Below are 25,861 nucleotides of genomic sequence, written 5' to 3'. Positions count from 1 at the left end.
TTCTTTATTTCGAGAGTATATCTAGTTGTTCAAAGAATGAAGGATACGAAACAGCAATCGCTTCACTATTTGTAAGTGTTGTTTCGCCTTCAGCGATACATGCGGCTACACTTAACATCATTCCGATCCTATGGTCACCGTAACTTTGAACAGATGCTCCGTGTAATGAAGACTTACCATGTATGATCATACCGTCTTCTGTAGCTTCTATATCTGCACCCATCTTTTTTAGTTCGTTCACAACGGTTTCAATTCGATCTGTTTCTTTCACTCGAAGTTCATGTGCATCTTTTATGATTGTCTTTCCTTCTGCTTGAGTTGCGGCTAAAGCTATGATTGGAATTTCATCGATCAAACGAGGGATAAGATCTCCTTGTATAACCGTTCCTTTTAAATCAGAGCTTTTAATAACTAAATCTCCAAAAGGTTCAGAAGCTGTCTCATTTATATTTTGGTAGGTGATATCTGCCCCCATATTTTTAAGTACATCCAATATTCCGGTACGCGTTGGATTCAACCCTACTTTTTTTAACGTGATCTCACTGTTTGGAACAATCGCACCTGCTACTAAAAAGAAAGCCGCTGAAGAAATATCACCCGGAACTTCAATATGTGTACCCTTTAATTTTTGGCCACCTGCGACTGAAACAGTTAACTCATCTGTCTCAACTTCAACTCCAAACGCTTTAAGCATGCGTTCTGTATGGTCTCTCGATTTGAAGGGTTCTTTTACAGAGGTAGTTCCTTCTCCATCTAATCCAGCTAGAATAATAGCCGATTTAACTTGCGCACTTGCGATTGGAGAGGTGTAGTGAATACCTCGTGTTTCGCCTCCTTTAATATGAAGAGGCACCTTATTTCCTGCATCATTACCATCAATCGCAGCTCCCATTTCTTTTAAGGGTTTGGTCACGCGATTCATCGGTCTTTTTGCGATTGACTCATCACCTGTCAAGGTGGATTGAAACGGCGTATTTGCTAGTATTCCTAGCATTAAACGAATCGTTGTACCTGAATTCCCTACATACAAATCTTCTGAAGATGGTGTTAAACCAGTAAGTCCTTTACCTTCTACGGTTACATTTTCTCCTTCTTGTTGAATAGAAACGCCGAGTTTCTTAAAACATGAAATGGTACTTAAACAATCTTCTCCTGTTAGAAAACCTTCCACTGTGGTTTTACCCTCAGCGATGGATCCAAACATAACTGCTCGATGTGAAATAGATTTGTCACCAGGCACTTTAATAGATCCTTTTAATTGTTGAATAGGTTGTAATTGCTTTGTCATAAAATAGTGCCTCCTTATAAAGTGATTTGTGTTAAGTAATTCTCTTTTTGTAATATTTCCTGTGCCTGATCTCGATCATTGTCATCTTGAAAACTTAATCGAAGTACCCCATTTAGTCCTTCTCTTACTTCTAAAATACTGAGGTTGATTATGCTGATCTCGGATTGAGCCAGAAGGGCAGTGATGTGAGATAAAGCTCCCACTTTGTCGAGGATATCAACATATAAATCTGAAAAAGGATGGATCGCACCTTTTGATCGAACAGGTAAAGAATCTCGAAATGATTTTGCTCCATCAAAGTACTCGTAAAGTTCTGATTCATCTCCATTTTCTACGAACTCTATAACCGTATCCATCTCTTTTTTCCACTCGTGTAATAGAGTTAAAAGATGTGATTTATTTTGGCTGACAATATCACTCCACATTTTTGGAGAGCTTGAAGCAATGCGTGTAATGTCTCTGAATCCTCCTGCTGCTAACTGCTGAATCAAAGGTTTCTCCTTCGCATGATGTTGGGCAATCCTCACAAGGCTTGAAGCGACAAGATGCGGAAAATGACTTACAATTCCAGTAAGAAAATCATGTTCATCTGGATCAGTAACGAGAAATTTTGCTCTTGTCCCCTTTAGCCAAGTCTTTGCTTCATCAATATCTGTATCAGTAGTTATAGAGTTTGGTGTTAAAAAGTAAAAGGCATTTTCTAATAGATGTACCTTTGCACTTTCCACTCCCGTTTTATGGGATCCAGCCATAGGATGACCACCAATAAAACGAATTCCAGAAGCGGCCATTTTCTCAGCTTTATTCATAATGGATTTTTTTGTACTGCCAACATCCATAACAAGCGCTTTAATTATAGGTGATATGGAAACTAATTTTTCCATCACTTGTAACGTTGCTTCAACAGGTGTTGCAATAATAATAAGATCTGCAACTTGCGCCATCTTTATAAAGTCTGTAACAGCTTCATCAATTACACCTATTTCTGCTGCAGTTCTACTATTTTGAGCATAAACGTCATACCCATAGATTGTTGCTTCGTGTTCTTGTTTGATAGAAAGAGCGATTGAACCACCAATCAATCCAACCCCTATTAGTAAGACGTTTTTCATTTATTCCTACTCCTTTGATGCCTCTTCTATAAAAGAAGATAATTTTCTCTCTAATGATTCTGAAGTAAAAGGTGATAATGAGGGCTTACCCAAACTGTTCAGAAGCACCATTTGAATCATGCCTTTTTCCGCTTTTTTATCTTTCTTCATTCGATTGACAAGTGAGGAAGCAGATAAGTGCTTAGGGAAAGAAGGATATCCTAAAGTTCTTAACCACATTTTTAGTTCTTGTCCTAAAATTTCAGTGTCCTCTTTTAGCGAAAGGGCAAAAAGCATACCTAACGCGATTGCTTCACCATGAGTGATGCCTTTATATTGAAGCTCCCCTTCTATAGCATGGCCGAGTGTGTGACCAAAGTTTAAATAAGCTCGAATTCCTTTTTCTTTTTCGTCCTGTGTAACGATCTCATTTTTAATTTTAATGCCTTGTATGAGAGCTTTCTGTAGGGAGTTACCTTTTAGATCATCGATGCTTTTAACGCTCGCACGTAAAGAACGATACAAATTTTCATCAGCGATCAATGCATGTTTAATGACCTCTGCAAAACCAGATCTTATTTCATTTGCTGGTAAAGTAGTTAAGAAGTCTGTCGAATATATCACCGCTTCTGGTTGATGAAAGACACCGATCATGTTCTTACCTTCAGGATGGTTGATACCCGTTTTTCCTCCTACTGCACTATCATGCGCAAGAATAGTAGTCGGAATTTGAATAAAGCGAATTCCCCGCATATAAGTACCTGCGACAAATCCAGCAAGGTCACCGATCATACCTCCACCAAGCGCAATTACCACAGACGTCCGGTCCAGTTCTTTACTTAAAGCAAAGCTTTGACAAGCCATATAATTCTCGAATGACTTTTGATCATCACCAGCATGAATCTGTATCGTTTCATAAGTAAAGGCATCCCCGATCACATTTTGTACGGTTTCTAGATAAAGGTTTCCAACGTTTTCATCCGTTATGATCAAAAGGTTCTTAGGTGAAGGATTAAGGTTTTCAAGGACTACGTTAAGCTGATCGATTACTTTATCACCAATAAAAACAGGATATTTTTTTGAAGGTGTTGTTATGTCTATCGTGTTCATTTAAAACACCCTTGCACGTTCTTGGTGTTGTACGATGTTTTTCTTTATCACTTCCATGTTATCTTGTCCGAATTGATTAACTAGAGCACTTGCCAATTCCCAGGCCACAACTGATTCTGCTACAACACTAGCAGCAGGAACTGCACAGCTATCAGAACGTTCAATGCTTGCCGCAAAGACTTCTTTCGTTTCAATGTCTACACTATTAAGCGGCTTGTACAGTGTTGGAATCGGCTTCATCACACCACGAACAACAACTGGCATCCCAGTCGTCATTCCTCCCTCAAAGCCTCCTGCGTTGTTTGTTCTTCTTGTATAGCCGCGTTCGATATCCCAAACAATCTCATCATGCACTTCACTTCCAGGTTTTCGTGCTGCTTCAAAACCAATACCGATCTCAGCACCTTTAAATGCATTGATACTCATAATTGCAGCTGCTAATTTAGCATCGAGTTTATTATCATAATGCGTATAACTACCAACACCTACTGGCATACCTTCTACGATTACTTCTACAACCCCACCGATCGAATCGCCGTTTTCTTTTGCGGTATCAATCGCTTCCATCATCGTTTTTTCAACATTTTTATCTAGACATCGGACAGGCGAGACCTCGGTTTTTTCGCGAAGTTCGGTTAACGATTCATAAGAAGTATTCTCAGCTACGACACCACCCAGTTCTAACACGTGGCCACCAACTTCAACTCCAAGCTCTTTTAGTACCTTTTTCGCTACAGCTCCTGCTGCTACCCTAACCGTTGTTTCTCGAGCTGAAGAACGTTCTAGCACGTTTCTCATATCTCGATGGTTGTACTTGATAGCACCATTAAGATCTGCATGACCAGGTCGAGGTCTAGAGATAACACGTTTTACTTCTGCGTTTTCCTCTTCAAGAGGTTCAGCACCCATGATCTTTGTCCAATGAGTAAAATCCTTGTTCTCTACTACTAGTGTGATCGGTGAACCAAGAGTAACTCCGTGACGTACACCACTTAAGATTTGAACCTGATCCTTCTCAATCTGCATACGTCGTCCACGACCATGCCCTTTTTGTCGTCTAGCAAGTTCCTCATTAATGTCTTCTGCAACTAGAGGCAAACCTGCTGGTACACCTTCAATGATTGTTGTGAGTTGAGGGCCGTGTGACTCTCCTGCTGTTAAATATCTCATTTTCTATTCCTCCTGTTTGCCTGGTTTTTTTAGAAAAAACATTTGTAAACCACGTTGATCTAGTTACTCTTTTAGTTCTGATAGTACAAAAAAATCCCTGCTAATAAGCAGGGACGAATAATTATCGCGGTACCACCCTGACAGCAAATAAACAACCTTTGCCACCTTCATTTTGTTAACGGAAATTTTTCCGGCTTTTTTTACAAAAGCTTGCTCAAGAATTGTAATTCGTGAAAGGCTGTGTACTGATTTGCACCACCATCAGCTCTCTAATAACAGGGAACCATTTCACTACTGCTGTTCTTTCATTGCGATTTGTTTTATAAAGTTATAAACAGTTTTAGCACGTTGAAGCGCTGTTGTAAAGGAAATTCATTCATTTTTCTTAAAATTTATATTACCTTCATCTATATGTCAAAAAGCACTTTAAATAGCTTTAAAATTATTTTAAATCTTTTTTCGTGTAAGTACTTGACATTCTTTTGAAATCCCTTTAAAGTTACAAACAATACTTTATGAGACACACGCTTTAAAGCGCGAAAGTGTCTATGTAACGATGTATATAAATAAGCCTATGAGCGGCCGCGATATAGGAACTAATGACAAGAGTATAAATATGGGGAGGAACCACACATGTCAAACGAATTAGTAGACTTACGCAAACAGATGGATGATATTTCTTTAAAGATTCTAGAGCTTCTAAACGAACGAGGAAACGTGGCACAACAAATTGGAAAGCTTAAAGAAATGCAAGGTGTTAAACGCTTTGATCCTGTTAGAGAGAGAGAATTGCTTGATTTGATCGCTTCACATAACGATGGTCCTTTCGAGACGTCAACAGTGCAACATATCTTCAAACAGATCTTCAAAGCAAGCTTAGAGCTTCAAAAAGACGATAATCGAAAAGCATTACTCGTATCTCGTAAAAAGAAACCTGAAGATACAATTGTAAATGTAAAAGGTGAAAAAATCGGTGATGGTAATCCTCACTTCATCATGGGTCCTTGTGCGGTAGAAAGCTACGAACAAGTGAAGCAAGTAGCTGAAGTCATTGCAGAAAAAGGTTTAACGTTAATCCGGGGTGGTGCATTCAAACCGCGTACGTCTCCTTACGACTTCCAAGGACTTGGACTAGAAGGATTAAAAATTCTTCGTAAAGCAGCAGATGAACATCAGCTTGCTGTTGTAAGTGAGATTCTAAACCCTAACGATATTGAAATGGCACTAGATTATGTTGACGTAATTCAAATCGGCGCACGTAACATGCAGAACTTTGATCTGTTAAAAGCAGCTGGTTCTGTAAACAAGCCTGTATTGCTGAAGCGTGGGTTAGCTGCAACGATTGAGGAATTCATGTACGCAGCTGAGTACATCTTGGCTCAAGGTAACTCCCAAGTCATTCTTTGCGAACGCGGAATTCGTACGTACGAAAGAGCAACAAGAAACACGCTAGATATCTCAGCGGTACCTATTCTTAAAAAAGAAACGCATCTACCTGTAGTCGTGGACGTAACACACTCAACAGGGCGTAAAGACCTTCTCCTCCCTGCTGCTAAAGCGGCAATGGCGATCGGCGCAGATGCAGTTATGGCAGAAGTTCATCCTGACCCAGCAGTAGCACTATCTGATTCAGCACAACAGATGAACATTCCAGAATTCCACGAATTCATGGATGCTCTACTAAACAAAGAAAAAAAGAAGATTCATTCTTAATAGAACGAAAAAAGCCTGGCTCGCTGAGTCAGGCTTTTTCTTGGTTGCTTTAGGCTTATCCTTCGAAATATTCTTTGTAGTAACCGCCTACTTTACCTGTGTTATCTACTACAAAATAAAATTCCTCTGTTTCGTTTTTTAGCTCATAGGTTTTACCAGCCGTTAAAGCACGGTTAACCATATATTTTTTTGCATCCGTATGTACACATTTAATTTCACGAATCGTGTCTCGATTCGTCCACTCTAAATGAATCATGAAGTCTCTCTCCTTTAAGCATTTCTTTTGTTAAATCATAATGTGCCCTGCTCTATCTGTCAAATTCATTCCTTAGAGACTTCTTTCCTAGTATTATATAGATTGTTTCGGTTACTATGATAAGGATCATATTATAAGAATGGAGATCTACATATATGAAAGCTTTAGTGTTTGACTCTTTTGGTGGTCCAGAAGTTTTAGACTATCGAGAAATTAACAACCCGATTATCGGTGATCAAGACATTTTGGTCGAAATGAAAGCCATTGGCTTAAACTTCGCTGATGTTTATAGAAGAAAAGGAAATTATCATCTTGAAGGGCAGCCTCCATATATTCTCGGTTATGAAGGAGCAGGAATCGTTAAAGAAGTTGGTAGTGCTGTTAACGGTGTTTCCGTTGGAGATCGTATCGCATTTGCAGATGTACCTGCTGCTAATGCAGAACTCGTCTCTGTACCTCGTGACAAAGCAATTCCGATTCCAGAAGGCGTTTCTTTTGAATCAGCTGCCTCACTTTTATTACAAGGGTTGACTGCACATTATCTAACGAAAGACAGTTTTTCGATAAAAAAAGGTGATGTAGCCTTGGTTCATGCTGCTGCCGGCGGTGTTGGACAATTATTAATTCAGATCATCAAGTTGCTTGGCGGAAAAGTTATAGGTTTAACGTCTTCAGAGAAAAAGCGGCAATTCGCTTTAGAAGCTGGTGCCGATTCAGTATTCCTATATAATGATAATTGGAAAGAAAGCGTATTGAGTGAAACTTCAGGCAAAGGTGTAAACGTTGTTTACGAGTCGGTCGGTTCTACGATAATGGATAGTTTTGAAGTTACAGTGATTGGCGGAACCGTTGTATTTTTCGGTATGGCCGGTGGTGACCCTGTGTCCATTGATCCTCGTATGCTTATGGATACTTCTAAGACGTTGACCGGTGGAGACTTGTGGAATGTTCTAACCTCACATGAAGAACGTGTAAAGCGTTCAAGTGAGTTGTTTGAATGGATTAAAAATGGAGATGTAAAAATTACAGAAACATCTTTCCCCTTGCATGAAGGTGAAAAAGCTCATGAATATTTGGAGAGTAGAAAAAGTACTGGGAAGATCTTGTTGATTCCTTAAGTAATATATTTGATGAAACTAAGGCGGTTGCTGATTGCAGCTGCTTTTTTGTTGTTTACTTGTAATATGCAAATGTCATAATCGTCGGTTGGTTGCATTTCACAAGTATCATCAGTTGCATTTTGCAAGTTTGTATTAGTAATTAAATAATAGGTTATTTAATTCATTTTTTTATTAGATTAATATAGTTTTTTGGTAGTTGAGTTATTCAGGAATCGGTAAATGGTACGTTGCAGAATTAGTTGGACCGCTCGGGGTAAGATTCATAGATCTCAGAAGATTTTTCATACAAGTAGTTGAATCGATGTGTAAAAAACGTCTTAACGTTTTATTCTTTACAGGTTCATTAAAAATCACTGCGAAGTCTTGGAGAGCTCTAATATGAGCATCTTTGGATTTAATATTGCACTTAGAACAAATCCAAGTACTTCTCTCTCGTCGCATAGGAATATGATTACAGCCTGGACAAAAGACTCCAGTGATAATGTCCGTGTGATTGATGTTGTAGGTTTTTAATAAATCGGGGCTATGTCTTTCATGTTGCTTGAATAGTTTTGTAGTTATTTTTGAAAGGTCCTTCTTCGTAAGGATTTCTTGATGGTACGTTGAAATTTGTTGAACTTTATTAGCTAGACTCTTAGTCCGAATAATTTGGGCCGCTTTTTTGCCATAATGCGGTGATAACGTAATAAAAGATTTAGGATTTGTTAGAACAACGAGGGAATAAAGCGGGATTTTAGGCAACTGATTTTTTTTCAACCAGCTTTCCAGATATATTTTTTGTTGTTGGACCTGGCTTACTGGATCAGGAAATGTTTCATCTACTCCATTTTTCGTTCTTTTCATCTGGTCGAAGAGATGATCAAAATATAGATCACCTGAGAGATTTTTGACTTCGAGCAGAACGCCAAACGAAGAATGAAGGATCAGACAGTCAATTTGAAAGTAGTATTTCTTTTCTCTATCTCTCGGTAGTCGCAAGTCATGAAGAATGAAGTATGAATTCTCATCTAAATCGTGCAGATAATAATCTAATGCCACTTCGCCTCTATAACCTGCTGAATATCTTGCAAATTCGATTTGTAATTCACCGTGTTTCAGGTGATTGTGTACTAATCTTTGTAAGATGGCGTTCAATTTTAATAATTTTAGGGGCTTTGTACGTGGTTTTTTTATCAAGGTATCACCTCTCGCTTTTTAGTACATATTTCATTCGATAAAAATTGATAAAAAACCTTTATTTTCAGCAATGGCTTGATGAATTTTTTTGCTGGGAAATTAAATTGTGCACAATTAAGTCAAAAATGAAAATATTAAGTCGAAAAAGACGTTCATTAAGTCGTGCGGCGCACCATTTAAGCGGTTCTCAACCTTAATTAAGTCTAAAATCAAAAATAAAGGCCATTCGACAAATCCCCCGCCACCTTCTCAAACACTCGCTAACTTCCAACACGCAATGCTATAAACATAACCCACAAAAAAACACCCCCTGCAAGCAGGAGGTGTTCCATATCATCATTACATTCCTAAACATTAACCTTCTAAAAGAAGTGATTCTGGATCTTCCAGAAGTGATTTAATTGTTGTTAAGAAGCTTACTGCTTCTTTTCCATCTACAATACGGTGATCATAAGAAAGCGCGATGTACATCATCGGACGGTTTTCCATACGCTCTTTATCGATCGCTACAGGTCTCCATTGGATCGTGTGCATGCCTAGGATACCAACTTGAGGTGCATTCAAGATAGGTGTTGAAAGCATTGATCCGAAGATACCACCGTTTGTAATAGTGAATGAACCACCTTGAAGGTCTTCTAAGGATAACTTCTTAGAACGTGCCTTCTCAGCTAAGTTCCCGATTTCTTTTTCGATACCAGCGAAGCTTAGGCGGTCAGCGTTACGAACAACTGGTACGACTAATCCTTCTTCAGCTCCTACTGCGATACCGATATCGTAGAATTTCTTAAGAACCATTTCATCCCCTTGAATCTCAGCATTGATTGCAGGGAACTTTTTCAGTGCTCCTACAACAGCTTTCGTGAAGAATGACATGTATCCTAGTTTAACACCGTTTTGCTCATAGAACTTGTCCTTACGACGAGCACGAACTTCGTTGATCGCCGTCATATCAACTTCATTAAACGTTGTAAGCATAGCTGCAGTTTGTTGAGCTTCAACTAAACGTTTAGCGATCGTTTGACGTCTACGGGACATCTTCACGCGCTCTACAGGTTTCTCAGGATTTACCGCTTCAACAGAAGTAGCTGGTTTAGAAGCTGATGCTGCTGGCTTAGATGCCGGAGCAGCTTTCTCTGTGCTTCCACCTTCAGCATGACGTTTTACATCTTCCGTGCGAACGCGTCCTAGAGGATCGCGAGCATTCACTTCAGATAGATCGATGCCTTTCTCACGAGCAAGCTTACGCGCAGCAGGAGATGCGATCGGACGGTCAGAAGCTTTTACTTCTTCCTCAGCCGCGTCTTTTTCCACGATTGGCTCTTGTTTTTGTTGAGTTGGAGCTGCTTTTTCTTCCGTTTTCTCTTCTGCAGCTGGTTCTGCAGATTCAGACGCACCGCCTTCTACGATTGAAGCGATAATATCACCAACGGCTACAGTGTCACCTGGTTCAACTTTAATATTTTTTAGAACGCCATCTCGCTCGGCACTGATCTCAATGTTAACTTTATCTGTTTCTAGCTCTACTAAATCTTCGCCTTTAACAACGGTGTCGCCCTCTTTTTTAAGCCATTGTGCTACTGTACCTTCTGAAATTGATTCGGCTAATTCCGGAACTTTAACGTCAAACATGTTCACGGCCTCCCTCTCGCGATTGAATGTCTAGTGCTAATGATGTTTGGATGATTTGTTCTTGCTCTTTTTTATAGATGTCTGGTTCCCCACCAGCCGTACTCGAACGTTCTTGACGTCCAATATAAGAAACGTGTGCTTGTGGTGCTACTGCACGAAGTTTAGGTTCGATGTATAACCATGATCCCATGTTCTTCGGCTCTTCTTGCACCCAGATCAAGTCTTCAACGTTTGGATACTCTTTTAATAGAGCATTCATCTCTTCTTCTGGGAACGGATAGATCTGTTCAACACGGACGATATGCATTTCCGTTCTTGCTACTTGATCTTGCTCAAGCGCTTTTTCAAGATCGATCGCGATCTTACCAGAGCAAAGCAAGATTTTTTTCACTTTGTCTTTTTCTTTGCCTAGACCAGGCTGTTGTAACAATGGCATAAAGTGATCACTTTCAAAAGCTTCCGCCATGGATGCCACTTTCGTGTCACGCAGCAAGCTCTTAGGTGTCATAACAACCAACGGACGAACTTCATCCATCGATAGAAGCTTCGCTTGACGTCTAAGCAGATGGAAGTACTGTGATGCTGTACTTACGTTAGCAACTGTCCAGTTATTTTCTGCACCTAACTGTAAGAATCTCTCTAGACGTGCACTTGAATGCTCAGGTCCTTGACCTTCGTATCCGTGAGGAAGAAGCATTACCATACCTGATTTTTGCCCCCACTTCGCACGGCCAGCAGATAAGAACTGATCGAACAGAACTTGTGCTACGTTCGCAAAATCTCCGTATTGCGCTTCCCAAATAACAAGGGTTTCAGGTGCAAACACATTATAACCGTACTCAAAACCAACAACTGATGATTCTGAAAGTGGGCTGTTATGAATCGCAAACGAAACATCGATGTCATCCATCGCATGCAGCGGAGAAAATTTCTTTCCGCTTTCACTATCGTTTAGAACAAGGTGTCTTTGCGCGAATGTACCACGTTCAGAATCTTGCCCAGTGATACGAATCGGTGTTCCATCCTTAAGAATGGAAGCGAAAGCTAATGATTCAGCCATACCCCAATCGATCTTTTCCCCTTGGAAAGACTTGCGTCTGCGTTCGAGGATTCTCTTGATTTTAGGGTAAACGTTAAAGTCTTCTGGGAACTTAAGCATGTTCTCTGTAAGTTCTTGAAGATCACTAACTGAGATTGTGGTATCGATATCAGGAAGTGCTTTCGATAACGGATCAGGAAGTCGTGTGTCTTCCAATTTGAATTTTTCTTTACGACCTTGAACTTTTTCATATTCAGTCTGATGCTTTGTTAATACATCATTTTCAATGGACTTTACTTCTTCTTCAGAAAGTACTCCCTCATTAACGAGCTGTTTTGCATAAACGTCACGAACTGTCGGATGACTGTTTACTTGTTTATACAATCTTGGCTGTGTTGCTGATGGATCGTCCATTTCATTGTGACCGAAACGACGATATCCGATCAGATCGATCAGAACGTCTTTTTGGAACTTTTTACGATATTCATAAGCAAGATGTACAGCTGCAATACATGCTTCTGGATCATCTGCATTAACGTGAATAATCGGGATCTCAAATCCTTTTGCAAGGTCACTCGCATATTTCGTTGAACGAGAATCGCCGCTATCTGTTGTAAAACCTACTAGATTGTTCGCGATGATATGAAGTGTTCCACCCGTGTGATATCCTCTAAGGCGACTTAAATTCAATGTTTCAGCAACGATTCCTTCACCTGGAAATGCAGCATCACCATGAATAAGGATGGCAAAGGCTTTAGAAGTATCTTGAACCGGATAACCTTTTTTGTCACGTGTTTCCTGAGCTGCTCTTGTATATCCTTCAACTACTGGATCTACATACTCTAAGTGACTTGGGTTATTTGCAAGTGAGATTTTAATTTTATGAGATTGATCTGTTTCAACTAAACGGCTTGCACCTAAATGGTACTTTACATCTCCAGTCCAACCAAAGTTAATTCCTCTCGAACCTTCAGAAGGAATTAGCTCTTTGTTTGGAGAATGATGAAATTCTGAGAAAATTAATTCGTAAGGTTTGCCAAGCACGTGAGCAAGTACGTTTAGACGCCCACGGTGTGCCATTCCGATCAAAGCATGTTCAGCTCCGTCACAGCATCCTTCTTTAGCTGCTTCATCAAGCATAGGTACCAGCATATCAACGCCTTCGATAGAGAAACGCTTTTGTCCAACGAATGTTTTATGAAGGAATTTCTCAAAACCTTCAACTTCACTCAATCGTGTTAAAAGGTTCTTCTTATCTTCAGCCGAAAATTTAGGATAGTGTTGGCTTGTTTCAACCATGGTGTTTAACCATTGGCGTTCTTCAGTCTCATGTACATGACTGAACTCATAAGCGATGGTTTTGGTATACACTTCCTGAAGCATTTGGATCGCTTCATAGCCGTCTTTAACACTAGATGGCGCTTCTTTCCAAATAAAGGAAGGTGGTATCGCTTTCAAATCTTCTTTTGATAAGTTAAATTCTTTCGGGTCAATATGGTGGTTATCTTTCGGAAATTCCCCTACAGGGTATAAGTTAGCTGCTAAGTGACCGTATGTGCGAATGTTTTCTGCTAATTTTAGTGCAGCTGCTAATTTCTCGAAATCCAATCCATCAAAACTCTGTGCAGTACGTTGATTTGATTCAGAGCCCTCGATCGGAGGCCCCCAAGCATCAAATTTCTCTTTGAATGAACTGTCAACAGATTCCGGATCCACACTATATTGATCATATAGTTCAAGGATGTAGGCCATATTTGGTCCACTTAGTCCCTGCCAAGGATTTTCTGATTTGGAACGTTGATGACTCATCTTTTGTTCCCTCCTGCTTCCCTTTGTAAGTATTGTGCTGTTGCTGTTAACAGGTGATTCATCATTTCTCGCCATTGAATTTTTCCCTATTTAAAGCGCTCTCAAACAATGAATGAAAAGAACCTTATCATTGATAAGGTTTCAACTGTAACAATGGTCATTGCCATTATACTATATTTTCGCAGAAAGTGAATTTTGTTTTTTACGATTTATGAGATAATTTGCCCATTTTGTTTTGCTGACCGTAAAAATAAGGAGTGCAACCCATATCATGGTGAATGAAATGACATGAATCTTACTGAATGTTTCCTGATACAAAAATACACCTAAAACGAGCATGATTGTAGGAGCAATATATTGTAGAAAACCGATCATCGTCATCGAGATCCGCTTTACACCTTGCGCAAAGCAAAGTAAAGGTACAGCAGTAACGAGACCTGCTCCCCATAAAAGTAACGTCGTAGAAGTGCCTCCAGAGATAAATGATGCCTCCCCGTTCCATTGAAGATAGACTAAATAAAGTAACGCTAATGGGAAGACAAACATCGTCTCAAATGTTAAACCTGTTAGCGAGTCAAAACTCCCAAGTTTTTTTACAAGTCCATACAGGCCAAACGAAAGCGCTAAAGAAACAGCTACCCAAGGAAATTCTCCATGTTGCCATGTTAATAGAAAAACACCGCTAGCAGCTAACAAAAAGGATATGAGCTGCCAGCTGTTTAATTTTTCTTTTAAAACAAGCATGCCTAAGATCACACTAACGAGCGGATTAATATAATAGCCTAAACTCGCTTCAACGACATGATCAGTATTAACCGCCCAGATATACATGACCCAATTTCCACTAATTAATAGCGAAGCAGTCAACACGGATATAAACTGCTTTTTTTGACTAAAGAGCACTTTTACATCTCTTATGAGTGTCTTTTTCTTTTTCAATAAGAACATAACCGCAATCATTAAAAGAAATGACCATAGAATGCGATGTGCCAGGATTTCCACAGAACCAGCGGATTGGAGTGGCTTCCAATATAGCGGAAGAAATCCCCATATTAAATAAGAAAAAGCGGCATACCATATACCCTTCGTATGTTCATTTAATTTCATTGTCCGTTCCTCGATCCCATATTTTATATGAAGTTATAAGATTATATAACGGAATCTAGATGGTTAGCTACTAAATAAACTCTGCAGCAAAATAAAGGGTAACTTTACATTTTATTCGGTGTTTGCACGCCTAATAATCGTAATCCTTCTTTCAGGACGATCTGAACTGCTGCACAAAGTGCTAATCGTTCTGGCGTTTCTTTACTATCTAAGATTTTTACATGAGCATAATAATGATTGAACTTATGAGATAGTTTTAAGACATATTTTGAAATAATAGAAGGTTCTTTTCTGTGAAACGCTAGTTCAACAACTTCAGGAAACTCGCTTAATACAGATAGAATTCCCCAGCTTTCAGATCCGATAGAGAACTCTTGTGGAACATTTCCGGTAAAGTTCCCTTTGTTCAATAATGTTTGAATTCTAGCTGCTGTATACTGTACATACGGCCCTGTGTCGCCCTCGAATTTAAGCATCATCTCAAGCGAAAATTCCACATCATTTCCCTTCTCATTTTTCAAATCATGAAAGATAACAGCCCCCACTCCTACTTGACGAGCGACAGTCGCTATTTCATGGAGTTCAGGATTCTTACTTCGAATATTTTGTTCTGCTAACTTAACTGCTTCTAAAATAACTGTTTCTAATAGGACTGTTTTTCCTTTTCGAGTACTCATCTTCTTACCGTTCTGTAAAATCAGCCCGAATGGAACATGGTGCATGTGATCTGCCCAAACATGTCCGAGCTTTTTCAGGACTCGTTTCACTTGTTCAAAATGCAGAGATTGTTCGTGACCGACAACATATAATGCTTCGGTAAAGTCATATGTGCTCTTTCTATAGATAGCAGCTGTAATGTCACGAGTGGCATAGAGAGTGGCACCGTCTGTTTTTTTGATTAAACACGGTGGTAGATCATCACCTACCCTTACAACCTGAGCACCTTCTGAGAGTTCTAACAGATTCTTTTCTTGCAGTGCTTTTACAGAAGCATCTATCTTATCGTTAAAATAGGCTTCACCGTTATAGGAATCGAATTGGACATCCAATAACTCATAAATTTTCTGAAAAGCCTCTAAAGATACTTCTTTAAACCAGACCCAAAGTTCTTTAGCTTTTGGATCATGATCTTCTAATTTCTTAAACCACATTCTACCTTCATCATTTAACGAAGGGTCTCTTTCAGCTTCTTCATGAAAACGTACGTAAAGTTTAGTTAGCTCTTCGATCGGATTATTTCGTACTTTATTTTCCTCACCCCATTTTAAATAAGCTGAGATCAATTTTCCAAACTGAGTTCCCCAATCTCCTATATAATTTATTTTAACTGTCTGGTAGCCGCATTTTTCGCTGATAGCAGCTATTGAGGAACCAATTACAGTTGAGCGTAGATGTCCCATTGAGAACGGCTTTGCGATGTTTGGTGAGGAAAGATCTAAAAGAATCGTTTTTCCATGACCGAAACGATGGTTTGCATAAGCTTCCTTCTCTTTTAAAATTTGCGTCAGCAGCGATAGAGCTTCTGCTTTTTTATTTAAAAAAACATTTACATAGCTCCCCACTGCTTCAATTTTCTCAAACTCACCTGAGATGTTTCCTTGAGCTAACTCTTTTGCGATTTCAATTGGAGATTTCTTAAAGATCTTAGCTAACTGAAAACATGGAAATGCTAGATCACCAAGTTGGATCTGTTTAGGCTTTTCTATAGAGGCTTCAATTTGTTCAAATGTTAAGTCAGTACCAATGTGATCTTGTAAGTAAGCTACAAATAAATGTTTTCCGTTCATTCGTTTCCCTCCCTAAAATAAAAAAATCCGCCTCTTCTAAATTAATAGAAGAGACGGATATTGACCGCGGTACCACTCTCGTTGCCAAAAGGCCACTTGACTTGTTAACGGGAAGTCCCGGTCTGCTCTACTTCGTTTCAAGCAAACATTTCCAAAGTGCGCTTCGTCTGTAAGTAGTGCAAGGCTTACACCGATTCCTTGCTCGCTATGAACATCCTTACAGAGTACTCTCTTTTTCATAAATGATCTGAGTTATAGTTTTTCATATTATATGAGGGCAAAAACAAAAAGTCAACTTATTCCTTATTATCAAAATCCAAGTAATCTCTCATGCGTTTAATGTATCTTTTTAACCGAAATAACGTTTCAGTACGTAAATATTTTGAATTAAAAGCCGCCGTAACTGCTGGCACTGATACAAAAACTCCATGTTCTGTAACTCTGACCGGTATTACGCCTGTATAAATTGTTTCCCCACTCGTTTTATATAAAAGCTCTGTTGATACCAGTACAATCTTTTCTTCGTTTTTCTCTCCTGGCAGAACAGATTGAACTTCAAAAAGAAATTGAACACTCATAGTTTCTCCTTCACGTATATTAGTTATGTTTTATGATATAATGCATTGTCTCGAATTGACAGTTTAATACTAAAGGAAGTATGCATATGATACAGACATATTCGTTAAGAGATAAATACAAAAACTTCTTAATCCTTGTGATACCAGTCTTGATCACTCAGTTGGGTTTATATGCCATGAACTTTTTAGATACCGTTATGAGCGGAAGATCTGGGGCTGATCAACTTGCAGGTGTAGCCATCGGATCGAGTTTATGGGTTCCTATCTTCACTGGACTAAATGGTATCCTAATGGCATTAACACCCATCGTATCACAGTTAGTAGGGGCTAAAAACACAAAAAATGTACCTCGATCAGTTATGCAAGCCGTCTATTTATCAGTCGTAATATCCGTGATCGTTGTTGCACTAGGTTCAATGATTTTAGATCCTATTCTAGGAGCGATGACCCTTGAGAAAGAAGTGGAGCACGTTGCAAGAGGCTATTTAATCGCACTCTCTTTCGGGATCATGCCGTTGTTTTTATATGGAGCACTTCGATCTTTTATAGATGCGCTTGGTCAAACTAGAATTACAATGTTTATTACTCTTGTCGGACTACCCGTAAATGCGATCTTTAACTACCTATTTATTTTTGGTAAAGGTGGTTTTCCAGAATTAGGTGGAATAGGTGCAGGTGTTGCAACAGCTATAACGTATTGGGTAACCGCAGTTTTTACCGTGATAATTGTCGTTAAAGTGAATCCATTTAGGGGATATAAACTGTTTAGAAACTTCTATAAACCTTCTTTGACCGCTTGGAAAGAGCAGTTGAAGATCGGGGTCCCAATTGGTCTAGCCATCTTTTTTGAAGTAAGTATATTTGCGGCCGTTACATTGTTAATGAGTGATTTTAACACGATAACCATTGCTGCTCACCAAGCCGCACTCAATTTTGCTTCGTTCCTGTATATGCTGCCGCTAAGCATCTCTTTTGCGCTTACGATTGCAGTTGGTTTTGAAGTTGGTGCGAAACGCTTTAAAGATGCAGCACAATATAGCTATATCGGAATTGTAACGGCGGTTGGATTTGCCCTAGTTCTTTCAGGCCTTTTAATGATTTTCGATGAACAAGTAGCAAGCATGTATTCAAACGAAGAAGAAGTTATTCAACTGACGACTTCGTTTTTATGGTATGCGGTGTTCTTTCAACTGGCGGATGCTATAGGAGCTCCGATACAAGGTGCGCTAAGAGGCTATAAAGATGTAAATGTGACCTTTATGCTCTCATTTATCTCATATTGGGTGCTTGGTCTACCGGTAGGATATTATCTCGCTAATTTCACAACTCTTGGTGCCTATGGTTATTGGATCGGATTAATATCAGGTCTAACAGCTGGAGCTATTATTCTATTTACGCGATTAAAATACATTCAGTCCCATTCTTATTCCTCTTCTGAACAAAAATAAACCAGCTTTGAGCTGGTTTATTTTTGTTCAAACAGAGTGAGATATTCTCCGTATCCTTTTTCTTTTAGTTCGTTCTTAGGAATAAAACGAAGTGCTGCAGAATTGATGCAATATCTTAATCCTCCTCGATCTCGAGGACCATCTGTGAATACATGTCCTAAATGAGAATCTGCATCCTTACTTCTAACTTCCGTTCGGATCATACCGTGAGACAAGTCTTCTTTTTCTTCAACGGTAGATGAACGAACTGGCTTTGTAAAACTAGGCCATCCACAACTGCTATCAAATTTATCTAAAGAACTGAAAAGAGGTTCCCCAGAAACGATATCTACATAGATACCTTCTTCTGTATGATTCCAAAATTCATTTTGAAAAGGAGGTTCAGTTCCATCGTTTTGTGTAACGTTATACTGCATAGGATTTAGTGACTTTAGTATTTCTTCTTTTTGCCCACTGTCTACCCAATGTGATTTGATAAAGACATCTCGACCTGAGCCTTGACGATAACGCTTGTAATGAAACGGATTCTTTTTATGATAATCTTGATGATATTCTTCAGCAGGATAAAATGTAACAGCTGGTAAAATTAATGTTGCGATTGGTTTGTCGAATCGGCCGCTCTCTTCAAGTTCCTTTTTTGAATTCTCAGCAATCAATTTTTGTTCATCGTCATGAAAGAAAATGGCAGTGCGGTAGGAATCTCCACGATCGTAAAATTGTCCGCCAGCATCAGTAGGATCAATTTGTTTCCAAAAAACAGAGACGATTTTCTCATACGAAATGATGGATGGATCAAATGTAATTTGGACTGCCTCAAAATGGCCGGTTGTTTCACTGCAGACTTCTTTGTATGTCGGGTTCTCTTTGTGACCACCTGTATAGCCCGATTCTACAGAAATGATGCCTGGCCACTCTTCAAAAGGTGTGACCATACACCAAAAGCATCCTCCAGCAAAAGTCGCTTTTGCATAGTTACTCATAAAATCAATCTCCTTTTTTCATCTATTTGTTTCATCATATAAGAATGTCATACAAAAGCATAGAAATAGGCTCTTACCCTTTTTTCACAATGGGACCTGATGTGAGTGGCGGCTTGATCGGCGCAGGGGTTGTTCGTTTATTTTGTTTTCGCGTATTTTGCAAGAAATAATACAGTCCCGCTAATACGATAGCACCACCACTCCATTGGGAAAGGGTTAGTGATTCACCAAGAAATAGGTATGCTAGCAATGTAGCCCCTACAGGTTCACCTAATATTGCCATTGATATCGTAGCAGCTGTTACATATTTTAATAGCCAATTGAACAATACATGTCCAAACACAGTTGGTATGATGGCAAGCAGTAAAAAGATCCCCCACTCCTTCTCAGGATAGCCAGTCATGGGTATATTTAATGTTAGATTATAGATTCCAAATACAATGACAGCTACAAGAAATACCGTAAAACTATAAAGCGTAGCAGGAAATGTCTTAAGAAGCTTTTGGCCGATCAACATATGGGCCGCAACTACAATCGTACCTAAAATAGATAAAAGATCTCCTTGGATATGTTTTGCTGAGATGCCAATGTCTCCCCATCCAATCATTATTGCGCCGAGGATGGCAACCATCATCCCAATGATAGCAGCTTTAGACGTTTTTTCCCGAAAGGCTATGTATGCCCCAATCATTACAAAAACAGGCTGTAGAGAAAGTAATATCGTTGAACTTGCTACGGTAGTTAACTTTAATGATCCCATCCAGAATAAAAAATGAAGAGCTAAAAAGGCTCCTGATAAAATCAGTAAAAAGGTTTCTCGCCAATTGATTTGTTTCAAATATCGTGCTTGTTTCCAAACAAACGGCAACATCATGATCAAAGTAAATAATAAACGATACATCCCTTGAACAGAGACTGGAGCATCTGACCATTTAACAAAAATGGAAGAAAATGATATTGCGATAATTCCTATTATTAAAGGGATAAAAACAGGTATCTTTAAAGAAGTGTTATTCAAGTTGTCACCTTTCACTTTCTAGGCATATTTATGATATTATCTATAACTAATACTTTTATTAAAAACTTCTCATACAGGAGGATATATATGAAAAAGAGATATATCATCTCCTTGTTTGTTTTGCTGTTGGTCATAAGTGCAGTCGGGTGGTACTACTATCCACAATATAAAATAGCCCAGATTAAAAAAGAATCTGTGATCAACCAGGATGCTTCTTCGGATTCAAAGCAGATCACTTATCTTGATTATCTGAAAAAATCTTCAAAGTCAACATTGAACCACCTTGTACTCGGTGATTCTGTTGCTGAAGGTAGAGGCTCTGAAGAAGGCGGTTTCGCTAGTAAAGTTAATGGAAATCTTCAGAATTTAACTGGTAAAACCATCATTCTCGAAAATCAGGGTGTTTCCGGTTTTACGAGTCAAGGATTATTGAATCAATTGGAGATTCCAGCCGTTCAACAATCTGTTGAAAAAGCAGATATCATTTCAATCAATATCGGCGGTAATGACCTCGTACAAATAGCAAAAAAACAAGGCCCTCTAAAAGCGATACAAAGTTATGATGACGTTAAAACTGAATATCAGCAGAATTTAAACGACATTTTTGAAAACATCAGAAAACATAACCCGAATGCAATAATCGTTTTGAATGAATTATACAACGTTGTGAATGCTGAGCAAAAATATTATCCAGCTACTGAAAAGCTTTTAAATGATTGGAATTTAATCGCTTACGAAACAGCCCTTTCACACAAACCAGCCATGGTTGTTCCTGTTAGTGATGCCCTTCAAACAGAAGATATGGATAAATGGCTTTTTGATTCCATCCATCCAAACGATGAAGGATACGATAGGATTGCAAATAAAACAGTTACAACCTTTCAAAATCAATCTTATAAAGAGGCACAATAAGGTCCAGGTACAGAAGAGCTGCATAAGGAAGGCAGTTCTTCTACTACCCCATTCCAATGGATGATCTCTGGCAGAAAATAAAATGTAGTAGCTTCTGTTAATTTTTTCAGCAGACCCTCTGGATCATACAAGATTACGGTTTTCTTATTTCCTAATGCAATACCAAGCTCTGTATGACACCCTTTTCCACCAGGTAATATCACAATCGTTATATCCGCTTCCATAACGGCTTCATATTCTTTAATTCCTATTGCAGCTAAATCTTCTTTCGTCTCTGCCCTATCGTTTAGCGTCCAATCATAAGTCAGCTGCCATTTAAAATTTTTTTGTAGGTCATTCCCTATCTTTTTTACAAGCTCTTTGTTTTGAAATCCTGAAGCGACGTAAAATTTCATCCATGCTCTCCCCTTTTATTTCCTTATGTAAAAATCATATTACAATTAGATGGAAATGAACATAACGACTTGCATATATTTGTGAAGATGTTAACATAGTACTTTATAAATAAGTAAAATCTTTGAAAGAGGGGTTGCATGTTAAAATACAGAAATATTACGTTTATTGGTGCTGGTTCAATGGCAGAAGCAATGATTTCGGGATTGATCCACAAAGCTGGAATTTCTCCTGATCGAATCATAGCCGCAAACCACACGAATGAAAACAGAAGATTTGAACTAACTAACAAATATAACATTACAACAACTTCAGTTCGAGAACTATCATTATCAAACACAGACGTGATTATTCTTGCGGTAAAACCAAAACAAGCGGAAGAAGTACTTCAACAACTTAGACCCGCTCTTCAAGATCACCATGTCATCTTATCCGTTCTTGCCGGAATTTCAACATCGTATATAGAGGAGATCATCGACAGATCTTTGCCTATTGTTCGCGTGATGCCTAATACTTCAAGTATGATTGGTGAATCTATCACAGGTATTTGTGCCGGTAAGTATGTGAAAAATGAAGATTTGGATTTAGCTCAAGAATTATCGAAAGCGATCGGAAAAGTAAAAATCATCTCCGAAAAACAGATGGATGTTTTCACTGGAATAGCCGGTAGTGGGCCTGCTTATTTTTATTATCTGCTGGAACATATGGAAGATGTAGCTGTAGAAAACGGACTCGATCGTGAACTAGCTCGCGACATCGCTGCACAAACTCTTTATGGCGCAAGTAAGATGGTGATGGAATCTGATGATTCACCTGCTGAACTCAGAAAGAAAGTGACTTCACCAAATGGTACTACAGCAGCAGGTCTAGAAGCACTTGCAGAGAATGGCGGTGGTGTTGCCATTGAAAAAGCGGTGGAACATGCTGCAAAACGATCAAAATCACTCAGAAAAGAATTTGAAAAAGTTCCTGTTATGTAAGTAAAATTCCAGAGAGGAGCTGTCATTATTGTGGCAGCTCTTCTTTTTTTGTTTAGGTGCTGATTTTATCTTTTAAATAATGATATATACATACGGTACGTGAAATTTTGTTGAAATTGAGTAAGGGAAAACTCATCACTCAATTTCAGGGAAGCCTAAATCAAACAAAGAAACGGCTATTACTTGATAGCCTTTCTTATTGGGATGAATCGTATCAAAACATACTAGCTCACTTTCTCTACCCATAAACACACTATATAAATCAGCTACTTTTACATAAGGCATCTTCTCATAGCTTTTGATCAGATCGTTAAACATGTTCACCCATTGCATGGCTTTACTCCATTTAAAATACGGATTATATAGCGTGCATATTCTAATGATGAACGGATCAGTTGAATTTTTTTTTATTTTATAGATTTTCTTGAAGATTTTGTTCAGATTTTTTTTGCAGTTTTCAAGCGCGTGGTAGATCAAATCTTCTTCCTTCGTAAACATATATTTAAAAGCCGCTTGTATGAGGTCGTTGCCACCCGCTGTAATCAAAATGATTTTTGAATTCTTAATCGCCCACTTGATTTCTTTTTCTTTTAAGGACTTTAATATTTCTTCAGATGTTGTTCCTGTTACTGCGAAGTTTTTCACTAAGATCTGCTTATCAAAAGTGGTTTGTGTGAAGTTTACATACCTTCCAACATACCCTTTTCCGAACACTGGTGCCCCTACTCCAACAGTTAAGGAATCACCAATCGCGGTTAACATCCATTCATATGAAGTATGATCATCAGACATAAATCCCTTATCCTCCTTTTCGAAGCACACATTTCTATTATTAAAATATGATGTGTTTTAAATTTGGACAGGGCGTTTTCATCACTTCCACAAAAGGGTTATGTCCCTTTTTCGATCGTTGAATATACATATATAGAAACTATTATGAGGTGATTTTTTTTGAAAGAGAAATCTGTAAGAATGTTCCCATATGGCGGATATGATCCTTTTACTACACCTACTGCAAAGGGATATGCAAATAGCCAGACGGTACCCGGCAGACCACCATACGCTCCTGCAGCTCAAGCTCCAGCTATGCCACAACAGCAATATTCACAAGGATTCACTCAACAGCCTTTCATGCCGTATATGATGCCCATGATGCCCCCTGGTGGGATGCCACACCCTATGATGCAAGGTATGCCTTTTAATCAGCAGCAATCGCAGGGCAGTCAAAGTTCAATGGGCATGATGCCGAACAATCAAGGATCTGGACTAAACTTTGGAAAAATGATGGGCGGAGCTAATCAAGTTATGGGCCTTGCACAGCAAATGGGTAACATCCTTTCCTTCTTTAAATAGAAGCCTTTATCAAAGGTTTCTATTTTTTTTGAGCAACTGATAATACCGGTTAAATAGAAACACAGACTCTATTTTGTGAAGACCAGACCAATACGTCATCCAAGTGGATGGTGAACGTTTATCGACTAACTTCATCTTCTTTATCACGTACTCTTCATCATCAAACCAATCTGAGAATGGATGGGGTCCATGAAATGGATGCTTCCATACATCCAGAAGAAATGGACTATAAATTTTTTTTGTTTTTTTCGTCTTAAAAAAAGAGAGCTTTTCTTTAGGAAACTTTTCAGGAGGCGAATAATAAGCTTTAAAGCTATCGTTATCATAATCACATCGCGATCCCGTATGAGGAAAAATATTTGCAAATCTGTGTATCTTCGTTACAAATTGTGGCTGAAATAATGTGGAATATAAATGCTGCCCTAAGCGAATTCTTTCGTTCGGATTTTTAAAATGGTTCATGTTTCTTCCTATCGAACGCTTCAAGGGCCAAATAGGAAACAAGATTTGAGAAAGCTTCAGCCATTCTTGTAGTCGATATGAGATAGAATCTAATAATTGTTTATACTCTTCCTTTTGAAGAAGCGCTTTTTCAATATGACTCTGTTCATTTATAATCTGTGCGACGGGTAATAAAAAACTCTGATCTTCTTGTCGTAAATAAACCTCCCAAACTCCTTCAATAAAAGGAGAAACATTAAAATGATGACTAAGATAAAACAGAGATCTTCCTGAGATTTTACTCTCTTCATATAAAAGTAATTGAGGATAGGCATCCTCGAAGATCATACTGTTTCCTCTCTCAAGCATGTCGTATAATTTCTCTAGAAACGCCTCATCTAGAATATGTGGTAAGTACTCACCTTTTAGATCACTCATAAAATATCCAGCATTTCTTGAGACCATATGTGCCAAGAATGACCATGTGATCTCAGGATGTTGATTATAAAAAGCTAAATAGGCTGCAGTACGCGTAATGTTATTCTTGTTGTTGCGTTTTGTCTCCGACCTGATTCTTTGAACTAATTCTTTACTATTGCTTTGAATATTTACCTTAATTCCATCCGTTCTTCTTTTTATTCTCCTCCACTCTTCTTGAAGTAACGTCTTCTGAATTTCACTTAGTTCCCAAATTACTTTTTCTTTATGAATAAACGGAATAGCGTTTATAACCATTTCAAACGGGAGTAGTGTTAATTTTGTAAATAGCCGTTTTGAAGTTACCAATCTTAACACCCTCCTTTTCTAACAATGTATGAAAAAAAGAAACGAAAAACACCCTTTCCATTACAAGGGTGTTTGTTAATCGGCTACCTTATTTAGTTGCGACGCCACCAGATAATAAAAACTTCATGGCATCTTCAGGTTTTATATCAAGAATTTTGATCTTGTTCTTTGGGACTAAAAAAGTAAAGCCGGCAATCTGAAATGTTTGAGGGATGTACACCGCAACATGATCTGCCAACTCGTCACTTAAACTACTTACATCTTCAGTCGTAACAAAACCAACACTTTTTAAGTTCAGTTCTGGATATTCGATCAGTACAACTTTGGAAAAAGATCTTTTCTCTCCAAACAGAGAATGGATCGTATCTTTTATCACAGAATAAATCGTCTTAACAAATGGTGTCTTCTCTAGCAAACGATCAATGAGACTAAATATTTTTCCTGATACATATTGAGTAGACATCCAGCCTAAGAGCGTAATCAATACGAGTGTTGTGAAGAGTCCGATCCCAGGAATATAATCTTCTTTTAAAACATCTTTTAATAAGTTCCCAAGGATGCTATCTAAGAATCCAAAAATCTTATATATCATATAAACCGCTAACACGATCGGAAGGATCGTCAACAGTCCATTAATAAAGTACTTGAGTAATTTTTTCATGTTTCCCTCTTCAAC

The 25,861-nt window shown here is 38.6% G+C and carries 23 protein-coding genes and 2 other annotated features; of the genes, 6 read left to right on the top strand and 17 right to left on the bottom strand.

Annotated elements, in window-relative coordinates:
- Positions 1-4 precede the first annotated feature (4 nt).
- From aroA to aroC, 4 genes are read right to left on the bottom strand one after another with little or no spacing between them, the layout of a single operon-like run.
- Positions 5-1,288 (bottom strand): 3-phosphoshikimate 1-carboxyvinyltransferase, encoded by a 1,284-nt coding sequence (gene aroA, locus ABE65_RS09705; RefSeq protein ID WP_066394127.1) that lies wholly within the window; start codon positions 1,286-1,288, stop codon positions 5-7.
- Between the two features lie 14 nt (positions 1,289-1,302).
- The gene (locus ABE65_RS09700) at positions 1,303-2,400 is read right to left on the bottom strand and encodes a prephenate dehydrogenase (protein WP_066394121.1); all 1,098 of its coding nucleotides are present in this window, start codon (positions 2,398-2,400) and stop codon (positions 1,303-1,305) included.
- A gap of 6 nt (positions 2,401-2,406) precedes the next feature.
- Positions 2,407-3,489, bottom strand: coding sequence for a 3-dehydroquinate synthase (gene aroB / locus ABE65_RS09695; protein ID WP_066394120.1), 1,083 nt, complete (start codon positions 3,487-3,489; stop codon positions 2,407-2,409).
- Positions 3,490-4,659 (bottom strand): chorismate synthase, encoded by a 1,170-nt coding sequence (aroC, locus tag ABE65_RS09690; RefSeq protein WP_066394119.1) that lies wholly within the window; start codon positions 4,657-4,659, stop codon positions 3,490-3,492.
- Positions 4,660-4,765: 106 nt separating this feature from the next.
- Positions 4,766-4,977, bottom strand: a binding site (T-box leader).
- A 315-nt stretch (positions 4,978-5,292) separates the two neighbouring features.
- Here aroC and ABE65_RS09685 point away from each other — a divergent pair.
- The gene (locus ABE65_RS09685; protein ID WP_066394116.1) at positions 5,293-6,372 is read left to right on the top strand and encodes a bifunctional 3-deoxy-7-phosphoheptulonate synthase/chorismate mutase; all 1,080 of its coding nucleotides are present in this window, start codon (positions 5,293-5,295) and stop codon (positions 6,370-6,372) included.
- Positions 6,373-6,427: 55 nt separating this feature from the next.
- Here the strand turns inward: ABE65_RS09685 and ABE65_RS09680 are convergent, their stop codons facing one another.
- Positions 6,428-6,628 carry a DUF6501 family protein gene (locus ABE65_RS09680; protein WP_066394114.1) on the bottom strand — a complete coding sequence of 67 codons (201 nt, stop codon included), beginning with the start codon at positions 6,626-6,628 and terminating at the stop codon, positions 6,428-6,430.
- A 155-nt stretch (positions 6,629-6,783) separates the two neighbouring features.
- Between ABE65_RS09680 and ABE65_RS09675 the strand changes: the two genes are divergently transcribed.
- Entirely contained in the window at positions 6,784-7,746 is a 963-nt protein-coding gene (locus ABE65_RS09675) for a quinone oxidoreductase family protein (protein ID WP_066394112.1), read from the top strand.
- A gap of 204 nt (positions 7,747-7,950) precedes the next feature.
- On the opposite strand, the gene ABE65_RS09670 is transcribed toward ABE65_RS09675, so the two are convergent.
- The 6 genes from ABE65_RS09670 to ABE65_RS09645 all read right to left on the bottom strand — a co-directional run bounded on the left by ABE65_RS09670 (position 7,951) and on the right by ABE65_RS09645 (position 16,874).
- Positions 7,951-8,925, bottom strand: a complete 975-nt coding sequence (locus ABE65_RS09670; RefSeq protein WP_066394110.1) for a nuclease-related domain-containing protein — start codon at positions 8,923-8,925, stop codon at positions 7,951-7,953.
- 354 nt (positions 8,926-9,279) lie between these two features.
- Entirely contained in the window at positions 9,280-10,554 is a 1,275-nt protein-coding gene (gene odhB / locus ABE65_RS09665) for a 2-oxoglutarate dehydrogenase complex dihydrolipoyllysine-residue succinyltransferase (RefSeq protein ID WP_066394108.1), read from the bottom strand.
- Positions 10,547-13,402, bottom strand: a complete 2,856-nt coding sequence (locus ABE65_RS09660; protein WP_066394107.1) for a 2-oxoglutarate dehydrogenase E1 component — start codon at positions 13,400-13,402, stop codon at positions 10,547-10,549. Before ABE65_RS09660 ends, odhB begins: the two co-directional genes overlap by 8 nt.
- Before the next feature lie 171 nt (positions 13,403-13,573).
- Positions 13,574-14,509, bottom strand: a complete 936-nt coding sequence (gene rarD, locus ABE65_RS09655; RefSeq protein WP_066394105.1) for an EamA family transporter RarD — start codon at positions 14,507-14,509, stop codon at positions 13,574-13,576.
- Positions 14,510-14,613: 104 nt separating this feature from the next.
- Complete coding sequence (argS, locus tag ABE65_RS09650; protein ID WP_066394103.1) at positions 14,614-16,296, bottom strand: arginine--tRNA ligase; 1,683 nt, start codon at positions 16,294-16,296, stop codon at positions 14,614-14,616.
- A gap of 46 nt (positions 16,297-16,342) precedes the next feature.
- Positions 16,343-16,545, bottom strand: a binding site (T-box leader).
- A 47-nt stretch (positions 16,546-16,592) separates the two neighbouring features.
- Positions 16,593-16,874 carry a hypothetical protein gene (locus tag ABE65_RS09645; RefSeq protein ID WP_066394101.1) on the bottom strand — a complete coding sequence of 94 codons (282 nt, stop codon included), beginning with the start codon at positions 16,872-16,874 and terminating at the stop codon, positions 16,593-16,595.
- Between the two features lie 86 nt (positions 16,875-16,960).
- Between ABE65_RS09645 and ABE65_RS09640 the strand changes: the two genes are divergently transcribed.
- Positions 16,961-18,322, top strand: coding sequence for an MATE family efflux transporter (locus tag ABE65_RS09640; protein WP_066394100.1), 1,362 nt, complete (start codon positions 16,961-16,963; stop codon positions 18,320-18,322).
- A gap of 17 nt (positions 18,323-18,339) precedes the next feature.
- Here ABE65_RS09640 and msrA read toward each other — a convergent pair whose 3' ends face one another.
- Together msrA and ABE65_RS09630 are read right to left on the bottom strand one after the other, a co-directional pair.
- Positions 18,340-19,302 (bottom strand): peptide-methionine (S)-S-oxide reductase MsrA, encoded by a 963-nt coding sequence (gene msrA / locus ABE65_RS09635; RefSeq protein WP_066394092.1) that lies wholly within the window; start codon positions 19,300-19,302, stop codon positions 18,340-18,342.
- A 73-nt stretch (positions 19,303-19,375) separates the two neighbouring features.
- Complete coding sequence (locus tag ABE65_RS09630; RefSeq protein ID WP_066394090.1) at positions 19,376-20,320, bottom strand: DMT family transporter; 945 nt, start codon at positions 20,318-20,320, stop codon at positions 19,376-19,378.
- Positions 20,321-20,407: 87 nt separating this feature from the next.
- Between ABE65_RS09630 and ABE65_RS09625 the strand changes: the two genes are divergently transcribed.
- A complete protein-coding gene (locus ABE65_RS09625) occupies positions 20,408-21,232 on the top strand; it encodes a GDSL-type esterase/lipase family protein (RefSeq protein ID WP_066394088.1) in 825 nt (274 codons plus the stop codon).
- Here the strand turns inward: ABE65_RS09625 and ABE65_RS09620 are convergent.
- Complete coding sequence (locus ABE65_RS09620) at positions 21,214-21,627, bottom strand: hypothetical protein (RefSeq protein ID WP_066394086.1); 414 nt, start codon at positions 21,625-21,627, stop codon at positions 21,214-21,216. The genes ABE65_RS09625 and ABE65_RS09620 overlap by 19 nt on opposite strands.
- 138 nt (positions 21,628-21,765) lie before the next feature.
- Here ABE65_RS09620 and proC point away from each other — a divergent pair, with 138 nt between their 5' ends.
- A complete protein-coding gene (gene proC / locus ABE65_RS09615; RefSeq protein ID WP_066394084.1) occupies positions 21,766-22,605 on the top strand; it encodes a pyrroline-5-carboxylate reductase in 840 nt (279 codons plus the stop codon).
- A gap of 135 nt (positions 22,606-22,740) precedes the next feature.
- On the opposite strand, the gene ABE65_RS09610 is transcribed toward proC, so the two are convergent.
- A complete protein-coding gene (locus ABE65_RS09610; protein WP_082861369.1) occupies positions 22,741-23,397 on the bottom strand; it encodes a GDSL-type esterase/lipase family protein in 657 nt (218 codons plus the stop codon).
- A gap of 159 nt (positions 23,398-23,556) precedes the next feature.
- Here ABE65_RS09610 and ABE65_RS09605 point away from each other — a divergent pair, with 159 nt between their 5' ends.
- Complete coding sequence (locus ABE65_RS09605; protein ID WP_066394082.1) at positions 23,557-23,958, top strand: hypothetical protein; 402 nt, start codon at positions 23,557-23,559, stop codon at positions 23,956-23,958.
- Positions 23,959-23,967: 9 nt separating this feature from the next.
- Here the strand turns inward: ABE65_RS09605 and ABE65_RS09600 are convergent, their stop codons facing one another.
- Both ABE65_RS09600 and ABE65_RS09595 read right to left on the bottom strand, forming a co-directional pair.
- Positions 23,968-25,185 (bottom strand): DUF2515 family protein, encoded by a 1,218-nt coding sequence (locus ABE65_RS09600; protein ID WP_066394081.1) that lies wholly within the window; start codon positions 25,183-25,185, stop codon positions 23,968-23,970.
- An 88-nt stretch (positions 25,186-25,273) separates the two neighbouring features.
- Positions 25,274-25,846 (bottom strand): DUF502 domain-containing protein, encoded by a 573-nt coding sequence (locus tag ABE65_RS09595; RefSeq protein WP_066394080.1) that lies wholly within the window; start codon positions 25,844-25,846, stop codon positions 25,274-25,276.
- Between the last annotated feature and the right edge of the window lie 15 nt (positions 25,847-25,861).

Source organism: Fictibacillus phosphorivorans (genome assembly GCF_001629705.1).
Taxonomy (GTDB): domain Bacteria; phylum Bacillota; class Bacilli; order Bacillales; family Fictibacillaceae; genus Fictibacillus; species Fictibacillus phosphorivorans_A.
The sequence above is the reverse complement of the archived record's forward strand: the minus strand, read 5'-3'. Positions and strand labels throughout refer to the sequence as shown.